Origin of the sequence: Janthinobacterium sp. 67, assembly GCF_002797895.1 — a bacterium.
Lineage (GTDB): Bacteria > Pseudomonadota > Gammaproteobacteria > Burkholderiales > Burkholderiaceae_D > Janthinobacterium.
This window is the reverse complement of the sequence record NZ_PGES01000001.1, coordinates 1477933-1502513: the sequence shown is the minus strand read 5'-3', so window position 1 is coordinate 1502513 and position 24581 is coordinate 1477933. Positions and strand designations below refer to the sequence as shown.

Sequence of the window (24581 nt, the reverse complement as noted above, 5' to 3'; positions counted from 1 at the left end):
CGGGAGCGGGGCGCGCGCATGCTCGACTTTACCAGTGCCCTCTACCTGGGCATGCGCCATCCGGCGGCCTCGCTGGCGCCGTGGAGCAGCCTGACCCTGGGCCAGCCGGCCGCGCTGCGCGAGCCGCCCGGCGCGCAAGCGCTGGCCGCGGAGCTGGCTGCCCTGCAAGGCTGCGAGGCGGCCTGCGTGCTGCCGTCGACCTTGCATTTGTTCTGGGACCTGTTCGGCATGCTCGCTGCCGAGCCGCTGGTGATCCTCGTCGATGGCGGCAGCTACGCCATCGCGCGTTGGGGCGCCGAGCGGGCGCAGGCGCTGGGCTTGCCGCTGCGATTGTTTCCCAGCGGCGAGATGGCGGCGCTGCGGCAGTTGGTGGCGGCCTGGGGCAGGCAAGGGCGGCGTCCGTTGATACTGGCCGATGGCTATGTGCCGGGCAGCGAACAGGTCTTGCCGCTGGCCTGCTATGCGGCCCTGGCGCAGCAGGGCGGCGGCTATCTGCTGCTCGACGACACGCAGGTACTGGGCGTGACGGGTACGCAGGGCGGCGGCTCGGCGCGGCTGCATGGCTTGCACGGGGAAGCGCTGATCATCGGCGCCTCGCTGGCCAAGGGCTTCGGCGTGCCGCTGGCCGTGCTGGCCGGCAGCCGCACCCTGTTGCGGCGCTTCGCGGCGCACAGCCAGACGCGCGTGCATGCCAGTCCGCCTTCGGCCGCCGTGCTGGCGGCGGCGCGGCGGGCGCTGGCGCTCAATGCGCGCCATGGCGATACCCTGCGCGCCAGGCTGGCGGACAGGGTGGCGCAATGGCGGACGGGGATGGCGGAGGCCGGCATCGCTTGCCGGGGCGGCGGCTTCCCCGTGCAACGTTTGCCCGGGCGCGCCCATTTGCAGCCAGCCTTGCGCGCGGCGGGCGTGCTGGCGCTGGCGCAAGCGGGCGAAGGTCCCGGCGCGCTGACTTTTCTGCTGCGGGCGGACCAGATGTCCGGGCAACTGGAGCGCGCGATGGACTTGCTTGAACATCATACGAGGAGGCGATATGAACGACACGTTTGAAATGCTGCCCTTTGCGGGGCAGGCGGGGGCGGCGGGCGAATACGAGTGGGAACAGGAGCAGGAGAAAGAATGGGGACAGGAGGGCGAACTCGAATTTGAGTCCGAGTCGGAGTGGGAAGGCGAGCGCTCGCGCCCCGGCAGCGGGCGTTATGGCGGCGTCGTGCGCGCGCGGCCACCGCTGCGCGGCCCGCGCCGCCCGATGCCGCCCCGCTACCAGGCGAATCCGGCACGCCGTCCCCCGCGTCCCGTGCCGCCGCTCCTGCCTTATCTGCCGCCGCGCTATCGGGGCTGGGGCGGCTATGCGCCCGTCTACCCGGCCATCTATCGGCCCGTCTATGCCGTGCCGGAACCGGCCTTCGACGACCAGCAGGGCCTGGACCAGGGCTTGGACCAGGGGACAGATCCGGGGCAGGACGATGACCGGCAACAGGGCGAAGTCCCGCCGACCCTGGCCGGCACCCTGGGGCGGGTGCCGGAAGCGGCCGCCTTGCGCTACCAGGCGCTGGGGACGCTCGCCACGGCCTTGCGCGATCCGCATGGCCGGGGACCGGGCCTGTACGTGATCGAATTCGATGCGGGCGGACGCCGCCGCGCCTACAGCGGCCAGACGGACGATCTGCACCGGCGCCTGTTGCAGCACCGGCTGTGCGGCCAGATGATGGGCGTCGACCTGAGCACGCACCAGGTGTACGTGGCGCCCCTGTCCTCGGAGGCGCAGCGGCGCCGCATCGAGCGGCGTATCCACGACGACATGTTCACCAAGCAGCGCGGCGTACTGACCAACCAGCGGCGTGAGCTGGAACTGGCCGTGCTCGGCGAAATGTGGACCTAGGCTACCGTGAAGGAGACCATCATGCACCAACTCGACTGCGCATGCGCGCAATGCCGGCAGCGGGCCGGCGCCGCGTTTGAGGTGCTGGAATTCGGCCAGGACTGGCCCGGCAAGGACCGTCTGCCGGCCGTCTTCAGCGAAGAGGAAGAGCTGCAGCTGGCCATGGAATTGCTGGAAGTGTCCAGCGAAGAGGAACTGGAACAATTTCTCGGCAATGTCTTCAAGAGCGTGTGGAAGGGTGTCAGGAAAGTGGGCTCGGGCATCGCCAAGGTGGCCAAGCCCCTGGGCGGCGCCTTGAAGGCCGTGGCCAGGACGGCCTTGCCCTTTGTCGGCGGCGCCCTCGGTTCGATGATCCCGATACCGGGCGTGGGCATGGCGCTCGGCTCGGCCCTGGGGCGCGCGGCCAGCAATGCGCTGGAACTGGAGATGGAGAGCGAGGCGGAGAGCGGGGGGGCGGCCGACCGCGAACTGGAACTGGCGCGCCGTTTCGTGCGCATCGCGGGGCAGGCGGCGCGCCTGGCGGGCTACAGCGATGGCAGCGCGCGCGCCGTGGAAAGCGCGCTGACGCGGGCCCTGCACCAGCAATTGCCGCATTTTCGCTCGCCGGCGCCGCAGCAGGAAGAGGAAAGCGGGCGCTGGCGCCGGCGCGGCAACCGCATCGTCGTCATGGGCGACTGGCAATAGCGCGGCCACATGATCATCGATTGCCACTGTCATGCGGGTCCCGGCGACGGCTTGACGCGCGCATCAGCGGCGCAGTGTGCGGTGCGGCGCGCTTCTTCGGCGTGCCCGTGCCGTACGACCCGGCTGGGGAGGTGGCCGCGGCCGAATTGCTGGCGCTGATCGACCACCTTGTGCGCCACCCGAATATCCATACGGACAGCTTGGGCGTGCGCCGCTACGACTTGCTGCAGCAGGCCGCGCGCCGCGCGGGGCCGCACAAGGTCCTGTTCGGCTCGGACGGTCCGTGGCTGCATCCGGGGCTGGAATTGTGCAAGATTCATTTGCTGGGCTTGCCGCCGCTCGATGTGGCGCTGATCACGGGCGGCAATTTTCTGCGGCTGGCGGGGCTGGCGTGAGGCAGATCAAAGGGCGGCTGGCGGTGTCGCGCCAGTGGCAATATTCGCGGCCGTAGCGGCTTGCTCCGCGCAGGCGGCCGCCTTACGGCGTATCTGCAGGGCGCGGTCGCTCACGCCCAGGCGGGCGGCGGCGCGCTGGTTGTTGCCGTGTTCCTCGGCCAGCGCGAGGCGGATGGCCGTGTCGGTGGCGCAGCGCGTGATGTGCGACAGCTTGCAGCCCTGGGCCAGAGCCCGCCGCACGGCCGCTTCGAAGTGCTGGTCGGGCCAGAGCGGCGCCAGCAGCCGTTCGTCGGGCGGCAGGGCGCCGATGGTGATGGGGCCGGGGCCGCAATGGCGGTGCCAGATGCGCGTGACCGTCTGGCGCAGTTCGCGCACATTGCCCGGATAGTCGCGCAGCAGCAGGTATTCGCGCACGGCCGCGTCCATTGGAGGGGGAGGGCGCTGCGCCAGCTCGGCAAGGAAATGCCGGGCCAGCGGCAGGATGTCGTCCTGGCGCTCGCGCAGGGGCGGTGTCTGGCAACGCCAGCCGGCGATGCGGTAATACAGGTCGGCGCGGAAGGCGCCGCGCGCCACTTCGTGCTCCAGTTCTCGGTTGGTGGCGCAGACGAGGCGAAACTGGGTCGGTTGCCAGGTATTGCCGCCCACGCGCTTGTATTTACGCTCCTGGATGGCGCGCAGCAGCTGCGCCTGCAGCGGCAGCGGCAGTTCACCCACTTCATCGAGGAAGAGCACGCCGCCGTCGGCCAGGGCGAACGCGCCGTCGCGCGCCGCCGCCGCGCCCGTAAACGCGCCCCGTTCATGGCCGAACAGTTCGCTGCCCGCCAGTTCCGGCGATAGGGTGGCGCAGTCGAGGATGGTGAAGTCGCCTCTGCAGTTGCCGAGGCGGTGGACCAGTTGCGCCAGCAAATCCTTGCCCGTGCCCGTCTCGCCCGTGATCAGTATCGACGCCTGGCTGAAGGCGGCCATTTCCACCACCTGGTGCAGCAAGGCGGTCCAGGCCGCGCTGTCGCCCACCAGTTGCTGGCGCACGGCGCCGGACGCCAGCAGCTGCGCCACGGCTTGCCAGCGCTGCAGGCGCGCCAGCACCTGGCCCGCATCGATGCTGCCCGCCGGCCACGGCAGCACATCGAGCGCTCCGGCCGCCAGCAGGGCGCGCTGTTGCGCGCAGCTGGGAGGCAGGCCGCAGGCGGCAATGGCCAGCACGCGGGCATGGTGGCATAGCGCCGGCAGCGCTTGCAGCAGCGCGGCATCGGCCTCGCCAAACAGCACGATGCCTGCTGCGTCCACCTCGCCATCGTGCCGCCTGGCTATAGTTACCTGAGCCTGCTTCAAGGCCGTCATCAGCAAGGCGCCACTGCCAGCCGCCGCCTGCTGCATGATTTCCAGCCACACCTTGAGCGTCATATGCCAGCCATCACGAGGGCACGAGTGGCCCATCTTAGGAGTCCGATACCCCGGCCGTTTGATCTGGCGCAAGCGTGCGCGGTAGGCCGCAATGAAAAACGCCGCCTGATTTGCATCAGGCGGCGTTAAGTCGCATTAACTGTTTTTAACGAACGTCAACGTCTTTAGACGTTCTCATCCAATTTCACGCAATCAACAAAGTATCCGCGCTTGCCATCGACTTCGCGTTTCACGAGACCATGCACATCCGTCTCGAAGCCCGGGAAGCGCTCGTTGAAGTCGCGCGCGAAGCGCAGGTAGTCGACGATGGTCTTGTTGAAGCGTTCGCCCGGGATCAAGAGTGGAATGCCCGGTGGATACGGCGTCAGCAGGATGGACGTGATGCGGCCTTCCAGTTCGTCGATGGCCACGCGCTCGATTTCGCGGTGCGCCATTTTGGCGAAGGCGTCCGACGGCTTCATGGCCGGGATCATGTCCGACAGATACATTTCCGTCGTCAGACGCGCCACGTCGTAGGCCTTGTAGAAATCGTGGATTTGCTGGCACAGGTCGCGCAAGCCCATTTTTTCGTAGCGTGGATTGGCCGCCGCGAATTCCGGCAGGATGCGCCACATCGGCTGGTTCTTGTCGTAGTCGTCCTTGAACTGCTGCAGCGCGGTCAGCAGGGTGTTCCAGCGGCCCTTGGTGATGCCGATGGTAAACATGATGAAGAAGGAGTACAGGCCGCATTTTTCAATGATGACGCCGTGCTCGGCCAGGTATTTGGTGACGATGGACGCGGGGATGCCCGTGTCGCCGAACTGGCCGTCCAGCGACAGGCCCGGGTTGACGATGGTCGCCTTGATCGGGTCGAGCATGTTGAAGCCGGGAGCCAGGTCGCCGAAGCCGTGCCAGTCGTCCTCGGCGCGTATCATCCAGTCTTCCTGCTGGCCCATGCCTTCGTCGTTGAAGCTGGACGGACCCCACACCTGGAACCACCAGTCCTGGCCCCATTCCTGGTCGATCTTCTTCATGGCGCGGCGGAAATCGAGCGCTTCCATGATCGATTCTTCCACCAGGGCCGTGCCGCCCGGCGCTTCCATCATGGCCGCGGCCACGTCGCACGAGGCGATGATGGAATACTGCGGCGACGTCGAGGTGTGCATCAGGTAAGCCTCGTTGAAGGCGTCCTGGTCCAGCTTGACCGTGTCCGATTCGCGCACGAGGATTTGCGAAGCCTGCGACAGGCCGGCCAGCAATTTGTGCGTGGACTGGGTCGAGAAGATCATCGATTCCTTGGCGCGCGGACGGTCCTTGCCGATGGCGTGCATATTCTTGTAGAAATCGTGGAAGGTGGCGTGCGGCAGCCATGCTTCATCGAAGTGCAGGGTGTCGATCTTGCCGTCCAGCATTTCACGCAGGGTTTCCACGTTGTAGATCACGCCATCGTAGGTCGATTGCGTGATGGTCAGAATGCGCGGCTTCTTGTTCTTCGCTTCGCGCGCGAACGGATTGGCCTCGATCTTGCGGGCAATGCTTTCCGGCGTGAACTCATGCAGCGGGATAGGGCCGATGATGCCCAGGTGATTGCGCGTCGGCATCAGGAACACGGGAATGGCGCCGCACATGATGATCGAATGCAAGATCGACTTGTGGCAATTGCGGTCGACGACGACGATGTCGCCTGGCGCCACAGTCGAGTGCCACACCATCTTGTTCGAGGTCGACGTGCCGTTGGTGACGAAATAGCAATGGTCGGCATTGAAGATGCGCGCCGCATTGCGCTCGGACGCGGCCACAGGACCCGTATGGTCGAGCAGCTGGCCCAGTTCTTCGACGGCGTTGCAGACGTCGGCGCGCAGCATGTTTTCACCGAAGAACTGGTGGAACATCTGGCCGATCGGGGATTTGAGGAACGCCACGCCGCCCGAGTGTCCGGGGCAGTGCCACGAGTAGGAACCGTCGTTGGCGTAGTGCACCAGCGCGCGGAAGAATGGCGGCGACAGGCCGTCCAGGTAGGATTTCGCTTCGCGGATGATGTGGCGCGCGACGAATTCCGGCGTATCTTCGAACATGTGGATGAAACCATGCAGTTCGCGCAGGATATCGTTGGGGATATGACGCGAGGTGCGCGTTTCGCCGTACAGATAAATGGGGATGTCGGCGTTCTTGTAGCGGATTTCCTCGACGAAGGCGCGCAGCGATTTCAAGGCGTGGTCGGTTTCCTCGATGGAACCGCCGCCGAATTCTTCATCGTCGATCGACAGCACGAAGGCCGACGCGCGCGATTGTTGCTGGGCAAATTGCGACAAATCGCCGTAGCTGGTCACGCCCAGCACTTCCATGCCTTCTTTTTCCATTGCGGCGGCAAGGGCGCGAATGCCCAGGCCGGACGTATTTTCAGAACGGAAATCCTCGTCAATGATGACGATAGGGAAACGAAATTTCATGCATGTCTCCAAAAAAGCAAGCCGCCCCTGACAAATGTGAAGGGGCGGACTAGGGCGCGACAGCCAAGCGGTAATACAAACCGGCAGCCGCAGAAAAAAAATAAGAACGGGATTCTCGCAGAAATGCGGCGTCTGCGGGAAAAAAATATCACCCCAAGGCATCACAAGCTTGCGCTAGCGTGACGCATGGGTGTGACAGGGGTATTACAGCAACATTCTGCTCATCACTCTCAACCTTATCAGGCTTTGCGTTCCAGCGTGACAAAGGCGTACGGCAGGCCGGATTTCTCCGAAACATGGGCTACGCGCGCGGTTTCTTGCCACACGGCATGGTCAACGGCGGGGAAGAATGCGTCGCAGTCGAAGGTCTGGCCGATTTCCGTGATGATCAAACGCTGTGTCAGGGGCAATGCCTGCTGGTAGATTTCCGCGCCGCCGATGACGTAGCCCTGGTCGCCGTCGAGCAGGGCGATGGCCGCTTCCACCGACGACACGGCTTCCACGCCCTCATGGCGCCAGTCCGGGTTGCGCGTGACGACGATGTTGCGGCGGTTCGGCAGCGGACGACCGATGGAATCGAAGGTCTTGCGGCCCATGATGATGGGGTGGCCCGTCGTCAAACGCTTGAAGTGGGCCAGGTCTTCCGGCAGTTTCCACGGCAGGGTGTTGTCGATGCCGATGCCGCCTTGCTGGTCGGTGGCGACGATGATGGTCAAATGGCTCATGGGTTCGGTGAAAGTGGTGGGGGCGAGGCCCGATGCCCGCCATTATCGTTGAAATTGCCGAATGCTTCCAAATGCGCGCGCAGCGCGCCGGCCAGCGGTCCCAGCGCTTCCAAGGGGATCATGTGGCCGGTGTTGCCTTTCAGTAAGTGCAAGGTGGCTTGCGGCAGGCGCTCCGCCATGGCGCGCAGGTCGTCGGGATTGACGAGCTTGTCGTCTTCCGCGCCCACGATCAGCACGGGAACATCGAGTTCCGGCAAGCGCGCCATCAGGTCCGGGCGGTCTATGGTGGTGATGAATTGCGCCAGCAGCACGTCCTTGCCCAGGTCCAGCCCCATCTGCCGGATCAGATCCGTGATCGACGCATCGTCCAGGTGCGACGGGTGCAGCAGTTCGCGCAGGCGCTGGCGCGTGATGCCCGCATAGGTATTGCGCTCGAGCATGGCGACGATGCGTTGGCGCGCGCTTATTTCCGCCGGCAGCAAACCTTGGGCCGAATTGGCGATCAAAGTGAGGGACTGGATGCGCTGTGGGTGCGCCAGCGCGTGTTCGAGCGCCAGATAGGCGCCCAGCGAAAAGCCCACCAGATGGGCCTGTTGGGCGCTGTGGCTGGCGATCAGTGCCTGCATCTGCGGGCGCGAACGCGCCTGATGCAGGGGCACGTGCCGCAGATCAAAGGCGCCGCCCAGGGCAGGGGCCAGGCGCGACCACAGGCGCTCGTCGCACAGGGTGCCGGGGATGCAGTCGAGGCGTATTTTGGTATTGTTCAAGTACAAGCCTGGGTACACGATGGTGAAAATTTTTATCGAGCGGCATTATCCGTCATTTTGCGCATCGGGGCAGCGGCATGGTATTTTGGTATGGCATTATTTTCAATAGTGCGCGGCTGGCAAGCAGGAACTTTATGGTAGGCTCATGGCTCATCGCGCCGGGGTACCGGCGACCTGAGCTGTAACACCGAATGCAACCCCCACATTAAAGAGGAAAACCATGGCGATCAGTTTGCAAAAAGGCGGCAATGTCAACCTGAGCAAGGAAGCTCCTGGCTTGAAGAAAATCGTGATTGGCCTGGGCTGGGACCCGCGCGCCACCGATGGCGCCGCTTTCGACCTGGACGGCAGCGCCTTCCTGCTGAAAACGGATGGCAAGGCCCGTTCCGATGCCGATTTCATTTTTTACAATAACCTGAAGTCGGCCGACGGCTCCATCGTCCACGCGGGCGACAACACGACGGGCGGCGGCGATGGCGATGACGAGAAAATCGCCGTCGACCTGGCCAACGTGCCGGCCGACATCGACAAGATCGCCGTGGCCGTCACCATCCACGACGCGGAAAACCGCAAGCAGAATTTCGGCATGGTGGGCAAGGCCTACATCCGCTGCCTGAACGGCGACAACGGCGCGGAAATCGCCCGCTACGACCTGTCGGAAGACGGCTCGACGGAAGCGGCCATGATCTTCGGCGAAATCTACCGCGCCGGCAGCGAATGGAAATTCAAGGCCATCGGCCAGGGTTTCAAGGGCGGCCTGGGTCCTCTGGCCCGCTCGTTCGGTATTAATGCTTAACAACCAGTTGTTTGCGTAAATGTACCGGGTGGCACCGCCGCCCGGTTCTGTCTCTCCCATCTTTCTCCCTGACTCCATGGAAAACCTGATCAAGGGGCAGCGCCTGGCGCTGTCCGGCCTCGTCACGGGCAATATCGTGCAACTGGGCCTGGCCAGCGCCGGCGTGGCGCTGGATTTTGCCTGTTTCGGCCTCGACGCCAGCGGCAAATTGTCCGACGACCGCTACATGACCTTCTTCAACCAGCCGCGCACGCCATGCGGCGGCGTGGAAACTTCGGCGCCGTCCGGCGACGCGGCCGGTTTCAGCTATCAGCTCGACCGTTTGCCTGCCTCGATTGAGCGCCTGGTCGTCACGGCCGCCATCGATGGCGACGCCACGATGGCGCAGCTGGGCAGCGGCCATCTACGGCTGCTCAACGGCGGGCGCGAGCTAGCCCGCTACACGTATGCGGGCGCCGATTTTGCGCAGGAAAGAGCCGTCATGCTGGGCGAGTTCTACCGCAAGGACGGCGGCTGGCGCTTCATGGCCGTGGGCCAGGGTTTCAATGGCGGCCTCGACGCCCTGGTTGTCCATTTCGGCGGCGAGGTGGCGCAGGCGGCAGCGGAAGCGGCGCCGCCACCCAAGATTTCCCTGTCCAAAATCTCGCTCACCAAGGCGGGCCAGACGCACAAGGTGTCGCTGGAGAAGGGCGCGGGGGCGCCGAAAAAACTCACCGTCAAGGCCAGCTGGGTCGATAACGGCGATGGCGACGACGACAACGACGACCTCGATTTAAGAGTCGGCATCCTCTTGCCGAACGGCCAGATGCGCTTCATCCAGGCGCCGGACACGGCAGGCAGCTTCGATGCCATGCCCTATGTGCGCCACCTGGGCGACGTGGCGGGCGCGGCAGGCAAGGAGCCCGCCACGGAAACGGTGGAAGTCAATCCCGCGCTGGCGCAGCATTACGGCGGCACGGTGGGTCTCGTCTTCAGCGTGTATTCGGCGGTGGCCAATGGCGCCGTCTCGGTCGCCTCCATGCGGCCGAAGATGGTCATGCAATATGGCGAGCAGATCGTCGAGTGCGCATTCGACTTCCGCCTGTCCAAGGCAGCCGACGACGACACCGTCTATACGTACGTGATCGGCATGGCGCGCATCACGCCCGACAGCATCATCCTCGAACCGTCCGGCAAGACGTCGGAGCCGGGCAGCGAGGCGACACCGTGGCTGAGCTGGCAGGGCGACAGCCTGCAGCTGGCCTTCAACGGTCCCGTCGTCTTCAAGGGCGAGGACAAGGAAGACGAGGATGACTGCAATGCGGACAATCCGCGCCGCTACATCGCCTAGGAGATACTGATGGAAACCTTGTCCAAGGGACAGCGCTTGCCGCTGGCCAATCTCGTTCCCGACGGCGTGCTGCAGGTCGGCGTGGCCGCGCAGGGGCTGGCGCTCGACGTGGCCTGTTTCGGCCTCGATGCGGCCGGCAAACTGTCCGACGAACGCTACATGACTTTTTTCAACCAGCCGCGCACGCCGTGCGGCGGCGTGGAAGCGCGTGCCGGCAGCGGGGGCGATGCGGCCGAGTTTGCCTTGCAACTGGCGCGCTTGCCGGCCGGCATAGACCGCCTCGTCGTGACGGCGTCCATCGATGGCGGTGGCGTGATGTCGCAGCTGCAGTCTGGCCACGTGCGCCTGCAGGCGGGCGGACGCGAACTGGCCCGCTTTGCCTTTGCAGGCAGTGATTTCGCACAGGAAAAAGCCGTCATGCTGGCAGAGATCTACCGCAAGGATGGCGGCTGGCGCTGCATGGCCGTGGGACAAGGTTTCAATGGCGGACTCGATGCGCTCGTGCGCCATTTCGGCGGCGAAGTCGAGCAGAGCGCCCCGACGGCGGCTTCGGCCGTCATGCAGGCGAAGATCAACCTGGAAAAGCGCGTGGAACGGGAAGCGCCGCAACTGGTCAGCCTCGTCAAGCAGGCGGGCGTGTCCCTGCAAAAAGTGGGGCTGCTTGATCACCGCGCCAAGGTGTGTCTGTGCCTCGATATTTCCGGCTCCATGGGGCGGCTGTATAAAGAGGGGCTGGTGCAGCGCTTTGCCGAGCGCATCCTGGCCCTGGGCTGCAAGTTCGATGACGATGGCGAGATCGACGTTTTCCTGTTCGGCAAGAACGTCCACCATCCGGCGCCCATGGCCTTGAGCAACTGCAATACCTACGTGGGCCAGGCCATACAGCGCCATCCGCTCGAAGGCGATACGCGTTATGGCGCCGCCATGCAGGCAATCCGCGCGTTTTATTTTCCCGACAAGGCCGGCGGCGAGCGCACGCGGCCCGTCGCGGCCGAGCTGCCCGTCTACGTGATGTTCGTCACCGATGGCGGCACGAGCGACCAGGCAACGACGGAGAAGCAGCTGCGCTGGGCCAGCAATGAAGCCATCTTCTGGCAATTCATGGGCATCGGCAAGGGACGCAAATCGAAAAGCAAGTTCCTCGCCGCCTTTGCCGATTCCGACTTCCCGTTTCTGGAAAAGCTCGACGAATTGCAGGGACGCCTGGTCGACAACGCCAATTACTTTTCCGTCAGCTCGCCCGACGAGCACAGCGACGCGGAGCTGTATGACTTGTTGATGACGGAATATCCGGGCTGGCTGAAGCTGGCGCGCGGCAAGGGCTTGCTGCGGTAGCGGTCATCGGATGAGGCTGTAATGCCACAAGCGCAAGAGATTTGTAAATTGAAGTAAATAACAATGGTTCGCATTTGCTTTGCGTAATGGAGTCGTGGCATGCTGGAACTGTGCCCACACATGTGCCCTCACGCCGCGGCGTAGCGCCTCATCCGTAGCGTCTCCATTATTTTTTTAAGCAAATGCACAAACTCTTTTTTCATTGCCTGGCGGGTAGCAGCCTGCTCGTCTCCGGCACCGCTGTCCAGGCGCAAACTGTCCCTGGCGATACCGTCGTCAAACCCGCGCCAGCATCGGCCAAGGCGCCGGCCGCCGACGCGCCGCCTTCCGTCAGCGTGACGGCCGAGCGTCCCACGGGCCGTATCGACCGGCAAGTCTACGACGTCAAGTCCGACGTGGGCAGCAGCAACGGCACGGCGGCCGATGCGCTCAACAATGTGCCGTCCGTGGCCGTCGATCCCGATGGTTCCGTGTCCCTGCGCGGCAGCAGCAATGTGCAGATATTGATCGATGGCAAGCCGTCGGCCATGCTGCAGGGCGATGCGCGCGGCGCCACCCTGAACGCCATGGCGGCCGACGACATCGAATCCGTGGAAGTGATCAACAATCCCGGCGCCCAGTTCGGCAATGAAGCCGGTGGCGGCCCTATCCTGAACCTGGTCATGCGCCGCAACCGCAAGCCGGGCGGCTTTGCCACCGTCAACGCAAATGCGGGCATCGCGGGGCGCTACAACAGTTCCGTGTCCGGCAGCTACAACGAAGGTCCGTGGGGCTACCAGGGCGGCATCAATGTACGCCACGACGGCCGCAATTCCGTGGGCGAGGTCAGCCGCGAGCGCCTGGAACGCGGCACGGGAGCATTCGCCCCCAGCAGCCAGCAATCCACCAACAACGGCTTGAACGACTCGCTGGGCTTGCACGGCACCGTCAATTACAACCTGAACGCCACTGACACCCTGGCCGCCAGCGTGTCGTATAACGGCCGCAGCAACGACCAGCGTTCGCTTGACCGCTACATCAATGGCGACAGCACGGGCAGCACCATCGGCGACTATGTGCGCAGCACCGTGCGCAATGGCGACAGCCGCAACACCAGCTGGGGCGCGCGCTACGACCACAAGGGCGAATTGCCGGGCGAAACCCTCAAGATCGACTTGCGCGTGTCCTCGTCGACCAACGAGAGCGACAGCGATTACGCCAATACCTACGCGGTGGCGCCCGTCAACACCTTCGATAGCCGCGCGCGCCAGCACAGCGAGACGGGCAACCGCATCGTCGACTTCAGCGGCGACTACGAGCGCCCGCTGGCGGGCGGCACGGCCAAGCTCGGCTACAAGGTGGCCGACAACAAGAGCAGTTTCGACACCTTATATACGGACATCAATCCGGGCAGCCTGGCGGAAATCGTCAATCCCATGCGCAGCAACCGCTTCGAACTCGACGAGCGCACCATCGCGCTGTACGGCTCCTACCAGATGCGCCTGACAGAGCGCTGGGGCGCGCTGGCCGGCTTGCGGGCCGAATACACGGACTTGAACGTGCGCCAGATCACCAGCAATGTCGAGGCCGGCAACAACTACGTCAACTACATTCCCAGCCTGTTCGCCACTTATAAAGTCAGCGACGAGAGCAATGTGCGCTTCAGCTATGCGCACCGCATCCGCCGCCCGAATGCGGGTGACCTGAACCCTTACGTGATCTATCGCGACGAATTCAATGTGTCGGCCGGCAACCCGAAGCTGAAACCCACGCAGACGGATTCCTTCGAGATCGGCTATGAAACGAAGATCGCGGGCCTAGAAAGCAGCTTGCGCGCCTACCACCGGCGCGACACGGACGCCATCGTCGATTACCGCTACTTTATCAGCGACAATGTGCTCCTGACCACGCGCCAGAACGGCGAAGGCAGCCATTCGAGCGGCCTGGAGTTCAGCGTCAGCGGCAAGCTCACGCCATCCTTGACATTGAACACGAGCGGCAACCTGGCGCGCAGCCAGCAGACGAGTTCCGACGACCTGGGCAAGCTCAGCACGCGCACGGCGAACGCCCTGAGCGGACGCGCGCGCCTCAATTACCAGTTCGATGCGGCCAACCAGTTGCAGCTGGCCCTGCAAATGCAGGGCAAGATGCTGTCCGGACAGGGTTACCGTTCGCCCAACAATACCTTGAATGTGAGCTGGCGCCATACGGTGACACCGCAGCTGAGCCTGGTCATGAATGTGACGGATGTATTCAGCAGCAACAAGATGGAAACCGTCATCAACAGCGCGTCCCTGCGCGAGACGAGCACGCGGCGCTTCGACGGACGCATGATTTATGTGGGGCTGTCGTACCGCCTGGGCGGCGCCACGTCGGCGGCGAAGGAGGGTGATCGTGAGCCACGCTTCGGTCCGCCTGGCGGACGCGGACCAGGCGGTCCCGGCCCTGGCGGGCCGGGAGGCGAAGCAGGCTAGGCCGCCAGCGCGATCTGGTGCAGGAAGTCGATGAAATCGTCCGTATGGAGCTCGAAGCGCCACTCGCCAGTGCCATGTTCGGCGCGGTACACGGGCAAGTCGCCGTCGATGCTTCTTTCGTCCAGGTGCACGCAGTACGGGTCGCCGCCCGCATCGGCAATCACCACCAGCTTCGGTGGCCAGGCCGCGATTTGGTGATGGTGCACGGCATGGACGGAGTAACCGTGCTGGGCCTTCACCAGCTCGGCCGCCCCGTACAGATGCAGGCCCTGCGGGAAGCGCTTGCCGTCGACATGCACGCGCAGCGGCGAATACCATTCCAGGAAGCGGCGATATATCTCCGGCAATACCCAGTGCGCGTCGATCTCGGCCATGTCCTCGGCGCTGGCGACCGTCAGCCAGTTCGACGGTTGCGCCAGGTCCTGTTTGCGCTGGCGCTGCAGCGCCAGTTTTCGTTCCAGGAAAGTGGCTGCAATTTCCAGGCGCGAAAGCGGCTGGGTCAGCGTGTAATGCGTGGCGGGCGCCTTGTAGCCTGCGCCGTCAGGGTAGCCGTCCGCTTGCCAGGCCAGTACGGCGCCTAGTCGCAACTGCTCTGTCTTCCAGTGGCCGGGATCGGACGGCAAACCCTGGTCAAACGGCTGGCGGCTGAACATGGCCAGGCTTTTGATCGCCTTGGCGCGCACTTCCAGGCTGGTGGCGCTCGACGCTGCCAGAGCCACCAAGGGCGCATACGCGTCCACGCCTGTACTTTTCAGCAAGCCATCCACGCCCCAGTACGCCAGTGTGGGCTGCTCCAGTGCCCAGGAGAAAAAGGCCGCATGTTGACTGCCTTCCACCAGATGCACGATATCGCTCATTAGAAAGGTGCGCCAGTGCAGCAGTTGCCCATCGCGCGCATACGCCATCAGGATATCGAGCACGGCCAGCCGCTCGTCCGCGGCATGCTTTTTCAGCAGCCGTTCTTTCAGCCGTGCGAACTTGCTGCCGTCCGTTTCGTCAAACAGCTTGCGGTGCAGCGCTGCCAGTGGTGCGACGGCCATCAGACGGCCATCGCCGCCTTGATCGGCGCATGGTGTTCATAGCCTTCCAGCGAGAAGTCCGACGGCTCGATCTTTTCCAGCCATTCCGGCTCGTACTTGCCCGTCTTGGCGTAATCGGGCACGCGCTCGGAAATGACGAAGCGCGGCGCCGGGAAGGGCGTGCGCTTCAGTTGCTCTTCCACCATGTCGAGGTGGTTTTCATAGATGTGCGCGTCGCCGATGAAATAGGTGAACCAGCGCGGCGTGTAGCCCGTCAGGCGTGCCACCAGGTGCAGCAGGGCCGCGCCTTCGGCGATGTTGAATGGCGTGCCCAGGCCGATATCGTTGCTGCGTACATATAAGCACAGCGAGATTTCGCGCGTGCTGGCATTCGGGATGAACTGGTACAGCAAGTGGCAGGCGGGCAGGGCGACGGCGTCCAGCACGGCCGGGTTCCAGCCGTGGAACAGGATGCGGCGGCTGCCGGGATTGGTCATGATGGTGTCCAGGCATTCACGCAGCTGGTCGACGGCCTTGTACAACAGTACTTTTTGCACGCCGTCTTCGACGATGGGGGCAACCAAGGTAAAACCGTTCGCTTGCGCGTCGGCGATCTGCGCGGGCTGGGCGGCGTCCAGCAGTTTATAGGCGGGCCATTGGCGCCATTGCACGCCGTACACGGGGCCGAGGTCATCCTCGCCTTCGCGGTAGGGGTTGGCCAGCCATTGCGCGTTTTCATTGGCGTTCTGGTCCCATACCTTACAGCCCAGCGTGCGGAATTCGGCCGCGTTGCGCGAGGCGCGCAGGAAGGCGCACAGTTCGCCGATCACGGATTTGAAAGCCAGTTTCTTGGTCGTCACGGCAGGGAAGTTGCCGTTGGCCAAGTCAAAACGCATCATGGCACCCGGCACGCTCAGGGTGCGGATGCCCGTGCGGTTGTCTTGCCAGCTGCCCGTTTCGAGCACGGTCTTGATCAAATCTTGATATTGCTGCATGTATTTCTCCAACGGTAAGGATGGTGATTGTAACGCAGGCGCGACAGGCGGGCTGCGGGCCACGCACATAATTACGCTGTCGCCTCACCTGCAAACATGACTCTGTGGTAATTTGTGTGTCCTTAAAGAAATACACAGAAACGGCAGATGCTGGACGATGTTCTTGCGACAATTTATAAATAATAATAACGGCGCCGTGGTGGAGATGAGCAGGGCCGATTTTCTCAAGGCCAACTTGCGCCTGATCCTCGCCTGGCCCTTGCTGGGACTGGTGCTGTGCGCCGTGCTGTGGACGGCCACCTTGCTGCAACTGGAAGCGGAAAAGAAGGTGGCGCAGCAGCAGGCGCTCGACAGCGTGTCTTCGCTGTCGAAGGCGTATGGCCAGTATCTGCTGCGCACGCTCGAGCAGATGGACCAGCTGACCTTGCAGCTCAAGTATGAGTGGGAAAATTCGCGCGGCCAGCTGCGGCTCGACCAATTGAAGATGCAGGGCATGTATGCCTTGCCGCAATTTGCCATCGTCGCCATCCTCGACCGCAAGGGCCATCCCGTCACGGCCACGGCGCCGCTGCAGCGCCTGCGGGTCAACGAGCGCAGCGATTTCCTGCTGCGCCACTGGCGCAGCAATTCCAGCGCCCTGCGCATCGCGCTGGGGAGGGCCAATGCGGCCAACGCGGACGATGCGGCCACGGCGCCCGGTACCGACGAAAGCCTCGTGCATTTCACGCGCCGGCTGGAAGACGAGGACGGCAATTTCGACGGCGTGCTGCTCATCTCCATCCACTCCAGCTATTTTTCCGAATTCTACGACAGCGTCAACTTCGGCAAGCTTGGCATGTCCGCCATGGTGGGCGAGGAGGGCGAGCTGTTCAGCATGCGCCTCGGGTCGCGCGTCCTGCCCGTCCATGGCGGCCGGGGCACGCCCTTCCTCGACACGAGCTTCCTGGAAACGGAGAGCGGCGCCCTGCATTCGGGCGGCCGGATTGCTTTTTCCGACAAGCAAAGCCGCTACGTGGGCTGGCAGGCGCTGAAAGCCTATCCGTTTACGGCCGTGGTGGGCCTGTCGGATGGCGAAATGCTGCATCCCTACGAGGAAACGCGCACCATCTATATCGGCATCGCCCTGGCCGTCACCATGCTGTTGCTGGCCTTTGCCGCCATCGCCACCATGCTGTCGCTGCGCCTGGCGTGGCGCCACCACCAGTCCGAAGGCGTGCGCAACGCCTACCGCATGGCCACCGAAGGCACGAACGACGGCTTTTATATCATTGCCGCCCTGCGCGGTCTGGACGGCAGCATCCTCGATTTCGAGATGGTCGATTGCAACGAGCCGGGCGCCGGCTACTTTGGCGTGCGGCGCGAACAATTGCTGGGCATGCGGCTGCAGTCGCGCGCCCATGAGCCGTATTTCCGCGACCTGATCCATAATTACCGGGCCGCCATGGTTTCCGGCTTCTCCGAGGAAGAGATCGAACTGCCGGAAGGCAACCCCTTCAAGCTGCGCTGGATACGCCGGCGCGTGGTGCGCAGCGGCGACCGCCTGGCCGTCACCCTGCAAGACATCAGCACGGCCAAGGAGCACGAGCGCGACTTGCGCCGCCTGGCCAATGAAGATGGCTTGACGGGCTTGCCCAACCGCTACTGGCTGCAGCAATTCCTGCCAGGCGCCCTGGGGCGCGCCGCTATCGCGCGCCACATGCTGGCGCTGCTGTTCATCGACCTCGACGGCTTCAAGGATATCAACGACACGCAGGGCCACGCCGAGGGCGACAAGGTGCTGCGCGCCGCCTCCCTGCGTCTGAAGGCGGTGCTGCGGCCGGGCGACCACGTGGTGCGCCTGGGCGGCGACGAATTCGTCGTCGTGCTCGACCCCGTGGAGGACGACAGCCGCGCCGAGCAGGTGGCGCAGCGCATCGCCATCGCCTTCGACGAACCGTTTTACCTGGGCAGCGAGCGGCACAAGATGGGCGCCTCGATCGGCATCAGCCTGTATCCGCGCGATGGCGCCGAAACGGAAGTGCTGCTGAAGAATGCCGACATCGCCATGTATGCCGTCAAGGTGGCGGGCAAGGGCCACCACCGTTTCTTCCAGCCCGAATTGTTCGAAACCATCCGCAACCGCCGCGAACTCGAGCAAAGCCTGGTGGCGGCGCTGGAGCAGGACCAGTTCCTCGTCGTCTACCAGCCGCGCGTCGACGCCATGAGCGGGCAGCTGTGCAGCATGGAGGCGCTCGTGCGCTGGCACCATCCGCAGCATGGCATGGTGCCGCCCCTGGAATTCATCCCCGTGGCCGAGAGCAGCGGCCTGATTTCGCAGCTGGGCGAAGTCGTCATCGAAAAGGTGTGCCTGCAGATGGCGCGCTGGCAGGCGAGCGGACTGGAACTGGTGCCCGTATCGATCAACGTGTCGGCGCGCCAGTTCGGCCGTGGCGACGTGCACCAGGTGCTGGCATCCGCGCTGGCGCGCCACCGCATCGATGCGCGCCTGATCGAGGTGGAAATCACGGAATCGGCCATGATGGATGAACAGAACCGCGCCGTGGAGCAGCTGTCGGCCATCCGCGCGCTGGGCGTGCGCCTGCTGGTCGACGATTTCGGCACCGGTTATTCTTCGCTGTCGCAGCTGCAGAAGTTCGCCATGGATGGCTTGAAGATCGACCGCGCCTTCACCATGGAGCTGGGCCGCTCGGAGCAGGGCGAAGTGTTCGTGCGCGCCATCCTGTCGATGGCCCATGCGCTGGGCATGAGCGTGGTGGCCGAAGGGGTGGAGACGCGCGAGCAGCTCGACATCCTGCGCGCGCTGCAATGCAATGAAGTGCAGGGCTATTTCATCTCGCGTCCCGTGCCTGCCGAACAGATGCTGGCGCTGATGCATCAGCGCTTTCTGATACCGCTTCCAGCCCCTGCGCTGGCCCTGTAGAACGCCGTATTCAGCGAGAAAAACAACGCCGTTTCATAAAAAGAGCGAACGTTCGCTTTTTTCTAAAAAATATTATATGCTTCGCTCATGCCGTCAGTGAATTGGAGTTCACGGCGGCAAGAAAAGCGCAAGACGGGGCAGCTTGAGACGCCCGCGACAGTATGCCGAAGACCTTCATATAATAAAGAGAGACTAAATTGAAACATAAATATCTGCCCCTCCTGATCGTTGCCGCGTTCGCCGGCATCTCTTCCACCGCACAAGCGTCGGGCTACCGTTTCGGCTCGCAAAGCGTTTCCGCCCAGGGCACGGCCGATGCCAGCGGTGCCGAAGCGGGCGACGCATCGACCATTTTCTACAACCCGGCCGGCATGTCGCGCCTGGAAGGCACGCAGTTCGTCGGCGGCGGCACCCTCGTTGTTCCCCACTCGACCTACGCGGATTCGGGCTCAAAGCCTTTCTTCCCGGGCAATCGCACGCCTTACGCGGCAACCAAGGATTACGCGCCGGACGCCGTGTTCGCGCCTGCGCTGTACGCCAGCAAGAAAATCAATGATCAATGGACCGTGGGCGCTGGCCTGTTCGTGCCGTATGGCGCCAAGCTCGACTACGGCAATGACTGGTTTGGCCGCTACGCGATCACCAACATCAAGCTCGAAGCCATCGCCCTGAATCCTTCCGTATCGTTCAAGCTGGACCAGCACCACTCGTTCGGTTTCGGCGTGACGGCCGAATACATGAAGGCGGAACTGGGCCAGGGCGTGGACGTGCCGGGTTCGGTCGCCTACCTGGGCAAGTTCGCGCCTGGCGCATCGCAGGCCTTCCTGGCCAATATCGCCAAGACCCAGGGCCTGGCCGCGGCGCAAGCTGCCGGCGCCGCGCTGCAAGGCCCGATCAAGGATGGTCACGCCTCGATGGATGGCCACGACTGGGGCTTCGGCTTCAACCTGGGCTATCTGTACCAGCTGAACGAAGGCACGCGTTTCGGTATCGCTTACCGTTCGTCGATTTCGCACAAGCTCAAGGGCAGCACCATCTGGGACTTCTCGCAAGTGACGAGCAATCCCGCCGTGAACGCCTTCATCGCCAAGGCGTCGAACAAGGTCAATTCGGAAGCGCTGGTGGAATTGCGCACGCCGGAAACCCTGTCGGTCAACGCCTTCCATCAGATGGATGATAAATGGGCCTTGATGGGCGACGTCACCTGGACCCGCACTTCGCGCCTGCAGAACCTGGACATCCAGTTCCCGCCGACGGCCGAAGGCGCCGAACGCATCCGCCAGCAGTGGAAAGACACCTACCGCGTCTCGCTGGGTACCAACTACAAGTACAGCGAAAACCTGATGCTGCGCGCCGGTATCGCCCACGACCAGGCGCCAGTACGCAGCGCCGAACTGCGCCACCCGGCGCTGCCGGACAGCGACCGCATGCAGTACTCGATCGGCGCGAACTGGAAGCTGAACGCCAATTCCTCGATCGACCTGGCCTACAGCTACATCGACTTCAAGGATGCTGAAGTCAACTACAAGAATGACTGCTCGCCGGTGATGGCTGGCTGCACCGGCAACGGTGAAACCACCAAGGGCCTGTTCAAGACCCGCATGCAGTTGATCGGTCTCGCTTACAACTACAAGTTCTAAGCAGGTAGTGGCGGCCAACCCGGCCGCCATGAAATGAAAAAAGCGCCTTCGGGCGCTTTTTTTGGTCACGACTGTGGTGTTGTCGGCTTACGCGCTGCGCGCTAAGCCGACCTACCCCGACCTACGTCGACCTACGTTGTTCAGGCTTTGATGCGCATGGCCTGGTCCAGCAGGGTCAAGGCCAGCCGCACGGTGTCGTCGGGCAGGTCCAGCAAGTTATCTCCCACATACCACTCCACCACGCTGTGCCCGGGCAGGGCGGCGTGGCTGGCGCGGCCGAACAGCCAGATGCCGTGGTCTTGCGCCACCTGGTTGCGGATGGCGATGGCCCGCTCGCGCGAGACGGGCAAGTGCAGGTGCAGCATGTTGGCTTGCGGGGCGGCGGGATTGACGGCAATCGCCGGGAAGTCGCGCAGCAGCGCGTACAGCCACTGCGTGCGCGCGAAATAGCGCGGCATGGCGGCCATGCGCGCGTCGAACTGCATGGCGGCGGCCACCACGTAGGGCGTGCGGTGCACGATGTTGCCGCCCTGGCGGCGGAACCATTCGCGCGCCCGTTCGACAAAGGGGCGGCTGCCCGCCAGCACGGCGCCGCCGAGGCCGCCGATGCCCTTGTACAGCGACACATAGACGGAGTCAAAGCCGCCGCAGATGGCGGGCAGGGACTGGTCGAAACCGGCTTGCGCTTCCCACAGGCGCGCGCCATCCATGTGCAGATGGATATTGTGTTCGCGGCAGTGCCGCTTGATGTCGTTCAATTCATCCCATGACGGGCACTGGCCGCCGATCTCGCGCATTGGCAGTTCGACCTGCGCGGCGCCCAGCGCATCGGGCACGGCGCGCAAGTCGTCCACCGTCCACGGACGGTGCGGGTCGCCCAGTATCAAGCCCTTGAAGTGGTCGAGCAATTCATGATTGCCCCGCTCGTGGCGCAGGATGTGCGAAGTCGGGTGCAGCGCCACCAGGCGCGAACCGCGGTCCTGGCAGGCCAGGCGCAGGGCCGTCACTTGCGTCATCGTGCCCGTGATGCAGAATACGGCCGCCTCGAAACCGAGCAGGCTGGCGATCTTGTTCTCGAACTGTTCGATCAGCGCGCCTTCGCCGTAGGTATCGTGCGCAACAGCGTTGGCGTCGCACCAGGCGGCCATGGCGGCGAAGGTGGCCGCTGGCGTGGGCTGGCGGTGGCCGGGCAGGACGGTGTGGCAGCGCTGGCGCAGTTCAAGCTCGTTCACGGTGTTTTCCTTACAAGGTGGCCGTGGCCAGTTTCGCGCCAAAGCCGATGAACATGGCGCCCACGCCGCCGCCCATGCCGGCCGACAGGCGGCGACGGCGGCGGAAGGTGTCGGCCAGGCGGGCGCCGACAAAGATAATGGCCGTCAGGTAGCTAAAACTGATCACCTGGCAAATCAGGCCCAGGCCGACGAAGGACAGCACGGGGTTGCTGAAGGCCGGATCGACGAACTGGATGAAAAACGAGATGAAGAACAAAATGGCTTTCGGATTCATCAGGCTGATGATCAGCGCCTTGCGGAACGGATTGCTTTCTTTCACGGGCGCTGGCGCCACAGGCCCTTCACCGTCGGCCGGCGCGGGCGCGCGCAGCTTGCGCCAGCAGCCTATCAGCATTTGCAGGCCGATCCAGCCCAGATAGGCCGCACCGATGTATTTCACGACATAGAACAGGGCCGGGCTGGCTTTCAGCAGGGAGGCCACGCCGCATGCCGACAGCACCATCAGTATCAGGTCACCGGCGAAGATGCCGAAGGCGCCCTGGTAGGCGGGCCGCACGCCCCGCTGGGCGGCCACCGACAGCACGTACATGGAGTTGGGGCCGGGCAGGATGACGATGAAGATGGTCCCCAGTAAAAAGGTCCAGAAATCGGTGATGCCCAGGTTGGCGTGGAATAAGGCGTTCATGGCGAGTCGTGTTTAGTTGAGTTGTACGTGATGAAATTGCAGGGCAGCCAGATTCGCATAGATGCCCCCCAGGGCGACGAGCGAGGCGTGCGTGCCCGTCTCGACGATCTTGCCGTCTTCCATGACGATGATGCGGTCGGCCCGCTGCACGGTGGCCAGGCGGTGCGCGATGATGACGGTGGTGCGTCCCACCATGGCCGCTTCCAGCGCCTTTTGCACGAGGCGTTCCGATTCCGCGTCCAGCGCGCTCGTTGCTTCGTCGAGCAGCAGCAGCGGCGGGTTCTTCAGCAGGGCGCGGGCGATGGCGATGCGCTGGCGCTGGCCGCCGGACAGGCGCACGCCCCGTTCGCCGAGGAACGATTTGTAGCCGTTCGGCAGGCGCTCGATGAATTCGTGGGCGGCCGCCATCTTCGCCGCGGCAATCACCTCTTCATCGCTGGCGTCGGCGCGGCCGTAGCGGATGTTCTCCATGGCGTCGGCCGAGAAGATCACGGTATCTTGCGGCACGATGCCGATGGCGTCGCGCAGGGTGTGCAGGTCCAGCTGCTTGATGTCCACGCCGTCGAGGCGGATGCTGCCGCTTTGCGGATCATAGAAGCGCAGGAACAGCTGGAACAGGGTGGTCTTGCCGGCGCCGGAAGGGCCGACGACGGCCACCGTTTCGCCGGCGCGGATGTCGAGGCTGACGTGGTTGAGCGCGTGTGTATCAGGCCGCGACGGGTACGAGAACATGACGTCGTCGAGCGACAGCGCGGCGCCGGTGGCGGCGCGCGCGGGCAGCTGCAGCGGCGTGACCGGCGATTCGATTTCCGATCTGACGGCCATCAGTTCCAGCAGGCGCTCGGTGGCGCCGGCCGCGCGCTGCGCTTCGCCCATGACTTCGGACAGGGCGCCGATGGCGCCGGCCACGATGGACGCGTACAGGATGAACTGGCCCAGGTCTCCGCCCGTCATCGAGCCTTCCAGCACGGCGCGCGCGCCCAGCCACAGCACGAACACGATGGTGCCGAAGACGAGCAGGATGGCGATCATGGTGAGCAGGGCGCGGGCGCGGATGCGGCGCATGGCCGTCATGAAGGCGCCTTCGACGGAGTCGCCAAAGCGTGTCGATTCGATTTTCTCGTGCGTAAACGCCTGCACGGTCGGCATGGCGTTGAGGATTTCGCCTGCCATGGCCGACGCGTCGGCGATGCGGTCCTGCGAATCGCGCGACAGCTTGCGCACGCGGCGGCCAAACACGATGATGGGCACGACGACGAGAATCAAGAGGCCGATGATGATGCCCGCCAGCTTGGCGCTGGTGACGAACAGCATCACCAGGCCGCCCAGGAACAGCAGCACATTGCGCAGCGCCATCGAGATGCTGGTGCCGACGACGGCCTGTATCAGGGTTGTGTCGGTGGTGATGCGCGACAGGACTTCGCCCGTCTGCGTCGTTTCAAAGAAGGCGGGGCTTTGCGTGACGACGTGGCGGTACACGGCGCTGCGGATGTCGGCCGTGACCCGTTCGCCCAGCCACGACACCGTATAGAAGCGCGCCGCCGTGGCCAGCGCCAGGATGGACGCCACGCCGAACAAGGCGAGGAAGACCAGGTCGACGTGCTGGATGCTTTTCGAGCCGGCCGCGCCGCCGAAACCGAGGTCGATCATCTGCTTGAAGGCGGCGGGAATGGCCAGGGTCGAGGCGGCGGCCACCACCAGCGCGATACCGGCCAGGAAGAACTGTTTGCGGTACGGCGTCAAGAAGGGCGTCAAGCCCTTGAAGGCGGCCAGGCTGCCTTTTTTCAGTTCGCGGCTGGTGCCGGTGTCGGGAGTTGCTGCGGTGCTTGCGGTACTCGTACTGCCTGTTTCTGTGCTGGTTGTCATTGTTTTTCGCTTAGTTTTTACTGTATT

General features: G+C 64.0%; 19 protein-coding genes. 10 read left to right on the top strand and 9 right to left on the bottom strand.

Going from position 1 to position 24581, the window contains the following annotated elements:
* Positions 1 to 18 precede the first annotated feature (18 nt).
* The 4 genes from CLU90_RS06785 to CLU90_RS06770 are packed head-to-tail and all read left to right on the top strand — an operon-like array spanning position 19 to position 2958.
* Entirely contained in the window at positions 19 to 1047 is a 1029-nt protein-coding gene (locus tag CLU90_RS06785) for an aminotransferase class I/II-fold pyridoxal phosphate-dependent enzyme (protein WP_100427487.1), read from the top strand.
* Positions 1031 to 1879 (top strand): GIY-YIG nuclease family protein, encoded by an 849-nt coding sequence (locus CLU90_RS06780; protein WP_100427486.1) that lies wholly within the window; start codon positions 1031 to 1033, stop codon positions 1877 to 1879. The genes CLU90_RS06785 and CLU90_RS06780 overlap by 17 nt, the downstream gene beginning before the upstream one ends.
* A gap of 21 nt (positions 1880 to 1900) precedes the next feature.
* Positions 1901 to 2563 carry a hypothetical protein gene (locus tag CLU90_RS06775; RefSeq protein WP_100427485.1) on the top strand — a complete coding sequence of 221 codons (663 nt, stop codon included), beginning with the start codon at positions 1901 to 1903 and terminating at the stop codon, positions 2561 to 2563.
* A gap of 20 nt (positions 2564 to 2583) precedes the next feature.
* Positions 2584 to 2958 carry a hypothetical protein gene (locus CLU90_RS06770; protein ID WP_157808759.1) on the top strand — a complete coding sequence of 125 codons (375 nt, stop codon included), beginning with the start codon at positions 2584 to 2586 and terminating at the stop codon, positions 2956 to 2958.
* A gap of 6 nt (positions 2959 to 2964) precedes the next feature.
* Here the strand turns inward: CLU90_RS06770 and CLU90_RS06765 are convergent, their stop codons facing one another.
* The 4 genes from CLU90_RS06765 to CLU90_RS06750 form a co-directional block, all read right to left on the bottom strand.
* A complete protein-coding gene (locus CLU90_RS06765; protein ID WP_232731102.1) occupies positions 2965 to 4362 on the bottom strand; it encodes a sigma-54-dependent transcriptional regulator in 1398 nt (465 codons plus the stop codon).
* A gap of 164 nt (positions 4363 to 4526) precedes the next feature.
* Positions 4527 to 6791 (bottom strand): arginine/lysine/ornithine decarboxylase, encoded by a 2265-nt coding sequence (locus CLU90_RS06760; RefSeq protein WP_034755510.1) that lies wholly within the window; start codon positions 6789 to 6791, stop codon positions 4527 to 4529.
* 239 nt (positions 6792 to 7030) lie between these two features.
* Positions 7031 to 7516 carry a dihydrofolate reductase gene (locus CLU90_RS06755; RefSeq protein ID WP_092709273.1) on the bottom strand — a complete coding sequence of 162 codons (486 nt, stop codon included), beginning with the start codon at positions 7514 to 7516 and terminating at the stop codon, positions 7031 to 7033.
* Entirely contained in the window at positions 7513 to 8283 is a 771-nt protein-coding gene (locus CLU90_RS06750; RefSeq protein WP_100429390.1) for an alpha/beta fold hydrolase, read from the bottom strand. The genes CLU90_RS06755 and CLU90_RS06750 overlap by 4 nt, the downstream gene beginning before the upstream one ends.
* A 220-nt stretch (positions 8284 to 8503) precedes the next feature.
* Between CLU90_RS06750 and CLU90_RS06745 the strand changes: the two genes are divergently transcribed.
* The 4 genes from CLU90_RS06745 to CLU90_RS06730 all read left to right on the top strand — a co-directional run bounded on the left by CLU90_RS06745 (position 8504) and on the right by CLU90_RS06730 (position 14197).
* Positions 8504 to 9079: a TerD family protein gene (locus tag CLU90_RS06745; protein WP_076571516.1), complete on the top strand. Its 576-nt coding sequence runs from the start codon at positions 8504 to 8506 to the stop codon at positions 9077 to 9079.
* A 76-nt stretch (positions 9080 to 9155) separates the two neighbouring features.
* A complete protein-coding gene (locus tag CLU90_RS06740; RefSeq protein WP_100427483.1) occupies positions 9156 to 10409 on the top strand; it encodes a TerD family protein in 1254 nt (417 codons plus the stop codon).
* Between the two features lie 9 nt (positions 10410 to 10418).
* Positions 10419 to 11744, top strand: a complete 1326-nt coding sequence (locus CLU90_RS06735) for a VWA domain-containing protein (RefSeq protein WP_100427482.1) — start codon at positions 10419 to 10421, stop codon at positions 11742 to 11744.
* Positions 11745 to 11926: 182 nt separating this feature from the next.
* Positions 11927 to 14197 (top strand): outer membrane beta-barrel family protein, encoded by a 2271-nt coding sequence (locus CLU90_RS06730; RefSeq protein WP_100427481.1) that lies wholly within the window; start codon positions 11927 to 11929, stop codon positions 14195 to 14197.
* On the opposite strand, the gene CLU90_RS06725 is transcribed toward CLU90_RS06730, so the two are convergent.
* Both CLU90_RS06725 and CLU90_RS06720 read right to left on the bottom strand, forming a co-directional pair.
* On the bottom strand, positions 14194 to 15237 hold the full coding sequence (locus tag CLU90_RS06725; RefSeq protein ID WP_100427480.1) for an SMI1/KNR4 family protein: 1044 nt from the start codon (positions 15235 to 15237) through the stop codon (positions 14194 to 14196). The two genes, CLU90_RS06730 and CLU90_RS06725, sit on opposite strands and share 4 nt — an antisense overlap.
* On the bottom strand, positions 15237 to 16211 hold the full coding sequence (locus CLU90_RS06720) for a thymidylate synthase (RefSeq protein ID WP_100427479.1): 975 nt from the start codon (positions 16209 to 16211) through the stop codon (positions 15237 to 15239). Before CLU90_RS06720 ends, CLU90_RS06725 begins: the two co-directional genes overlap by 1 nt.
* A gap of 157 nt (positions 16212 to 16368) precedes the next feature.
* Here CLU90_RS06720 and CLU90_RS06715 point away from each other — a divergent pair, with 157 nt between their 5' ends.
* The gene (locus CLU90_RS06715; protein WP_100427478.1) at positions 16369 to 19131 is read left to right on the top strand and encodes a bifunctional diguanylate cyclase/phosphodiesterase; all 2763 of its coding nucleotides are present in this window, start codon (positions 16369 to 16371) and stop codon (positions 19129 to 19131) included.
* Positions 19132 to 19328: 197 nt separating this feature from the next.
* Positions 19329 to 20771 carry an OmpP1/FadL family transporter gene (locus CLU90_RS06710; protein WP_100427477.1) on the top strand — a complete coding sequence of 481 codons (1443 nt, stop codon included), beginning with the start codon at positions 19329 to 19331 and terminating at the stop codon, positions 20769 to 20771.
* A gap of 140 nt (positions 20772 to 20911) precedes the next feature.
* Here the strand turns inward: CLU90_RS06710 and CLU90_RS06705 are convergent, their stop codons facing one another.
* From CLU90_RS06705 to CLU90_RS06695, 3 genes are read right to left on the bottom strand one after another with little or no spacing between them, the layout of a single operon-like run.
* Positions 20912 to 22003, bottom strand: a complete 1092-nt coding sequence (locus CLU90_RS06705) for a threonine aldolase family protein (RefSeq protein ID WP_100427476.1) — start codon at positions 22001 to 22003, stop codon at positions 20912 to 20914.
* Positions 22004 to 22013: 10 nt separating this feature from the next.
* Entirely contained in the window at positions 22014 to 22688 is a 675-nt protein-coding gene (gene leuE / locus CLU90_RS06700) for a leucine efflux protein LeuE (protein ID WP_100427475.1), read from the bottom strand.
* A gap of 12 nt (positions 22689 to 22700) precedes the next feature.
* The gene (locus tag CLU90_RS06695; protein ID WP_100427474.1) at positions 22701 to 24554 is read right to left on the bottom strand and encodes an ABC transporter transmembrane domain-containing protein; all 1854 of its coding nucleotides are present in this window, start codon (positions 24552 to 24554) and stop codon (positions 22701 to 22703) included.
* Positions 24555 to 24581: the final 27 nt, after the last annotated feature.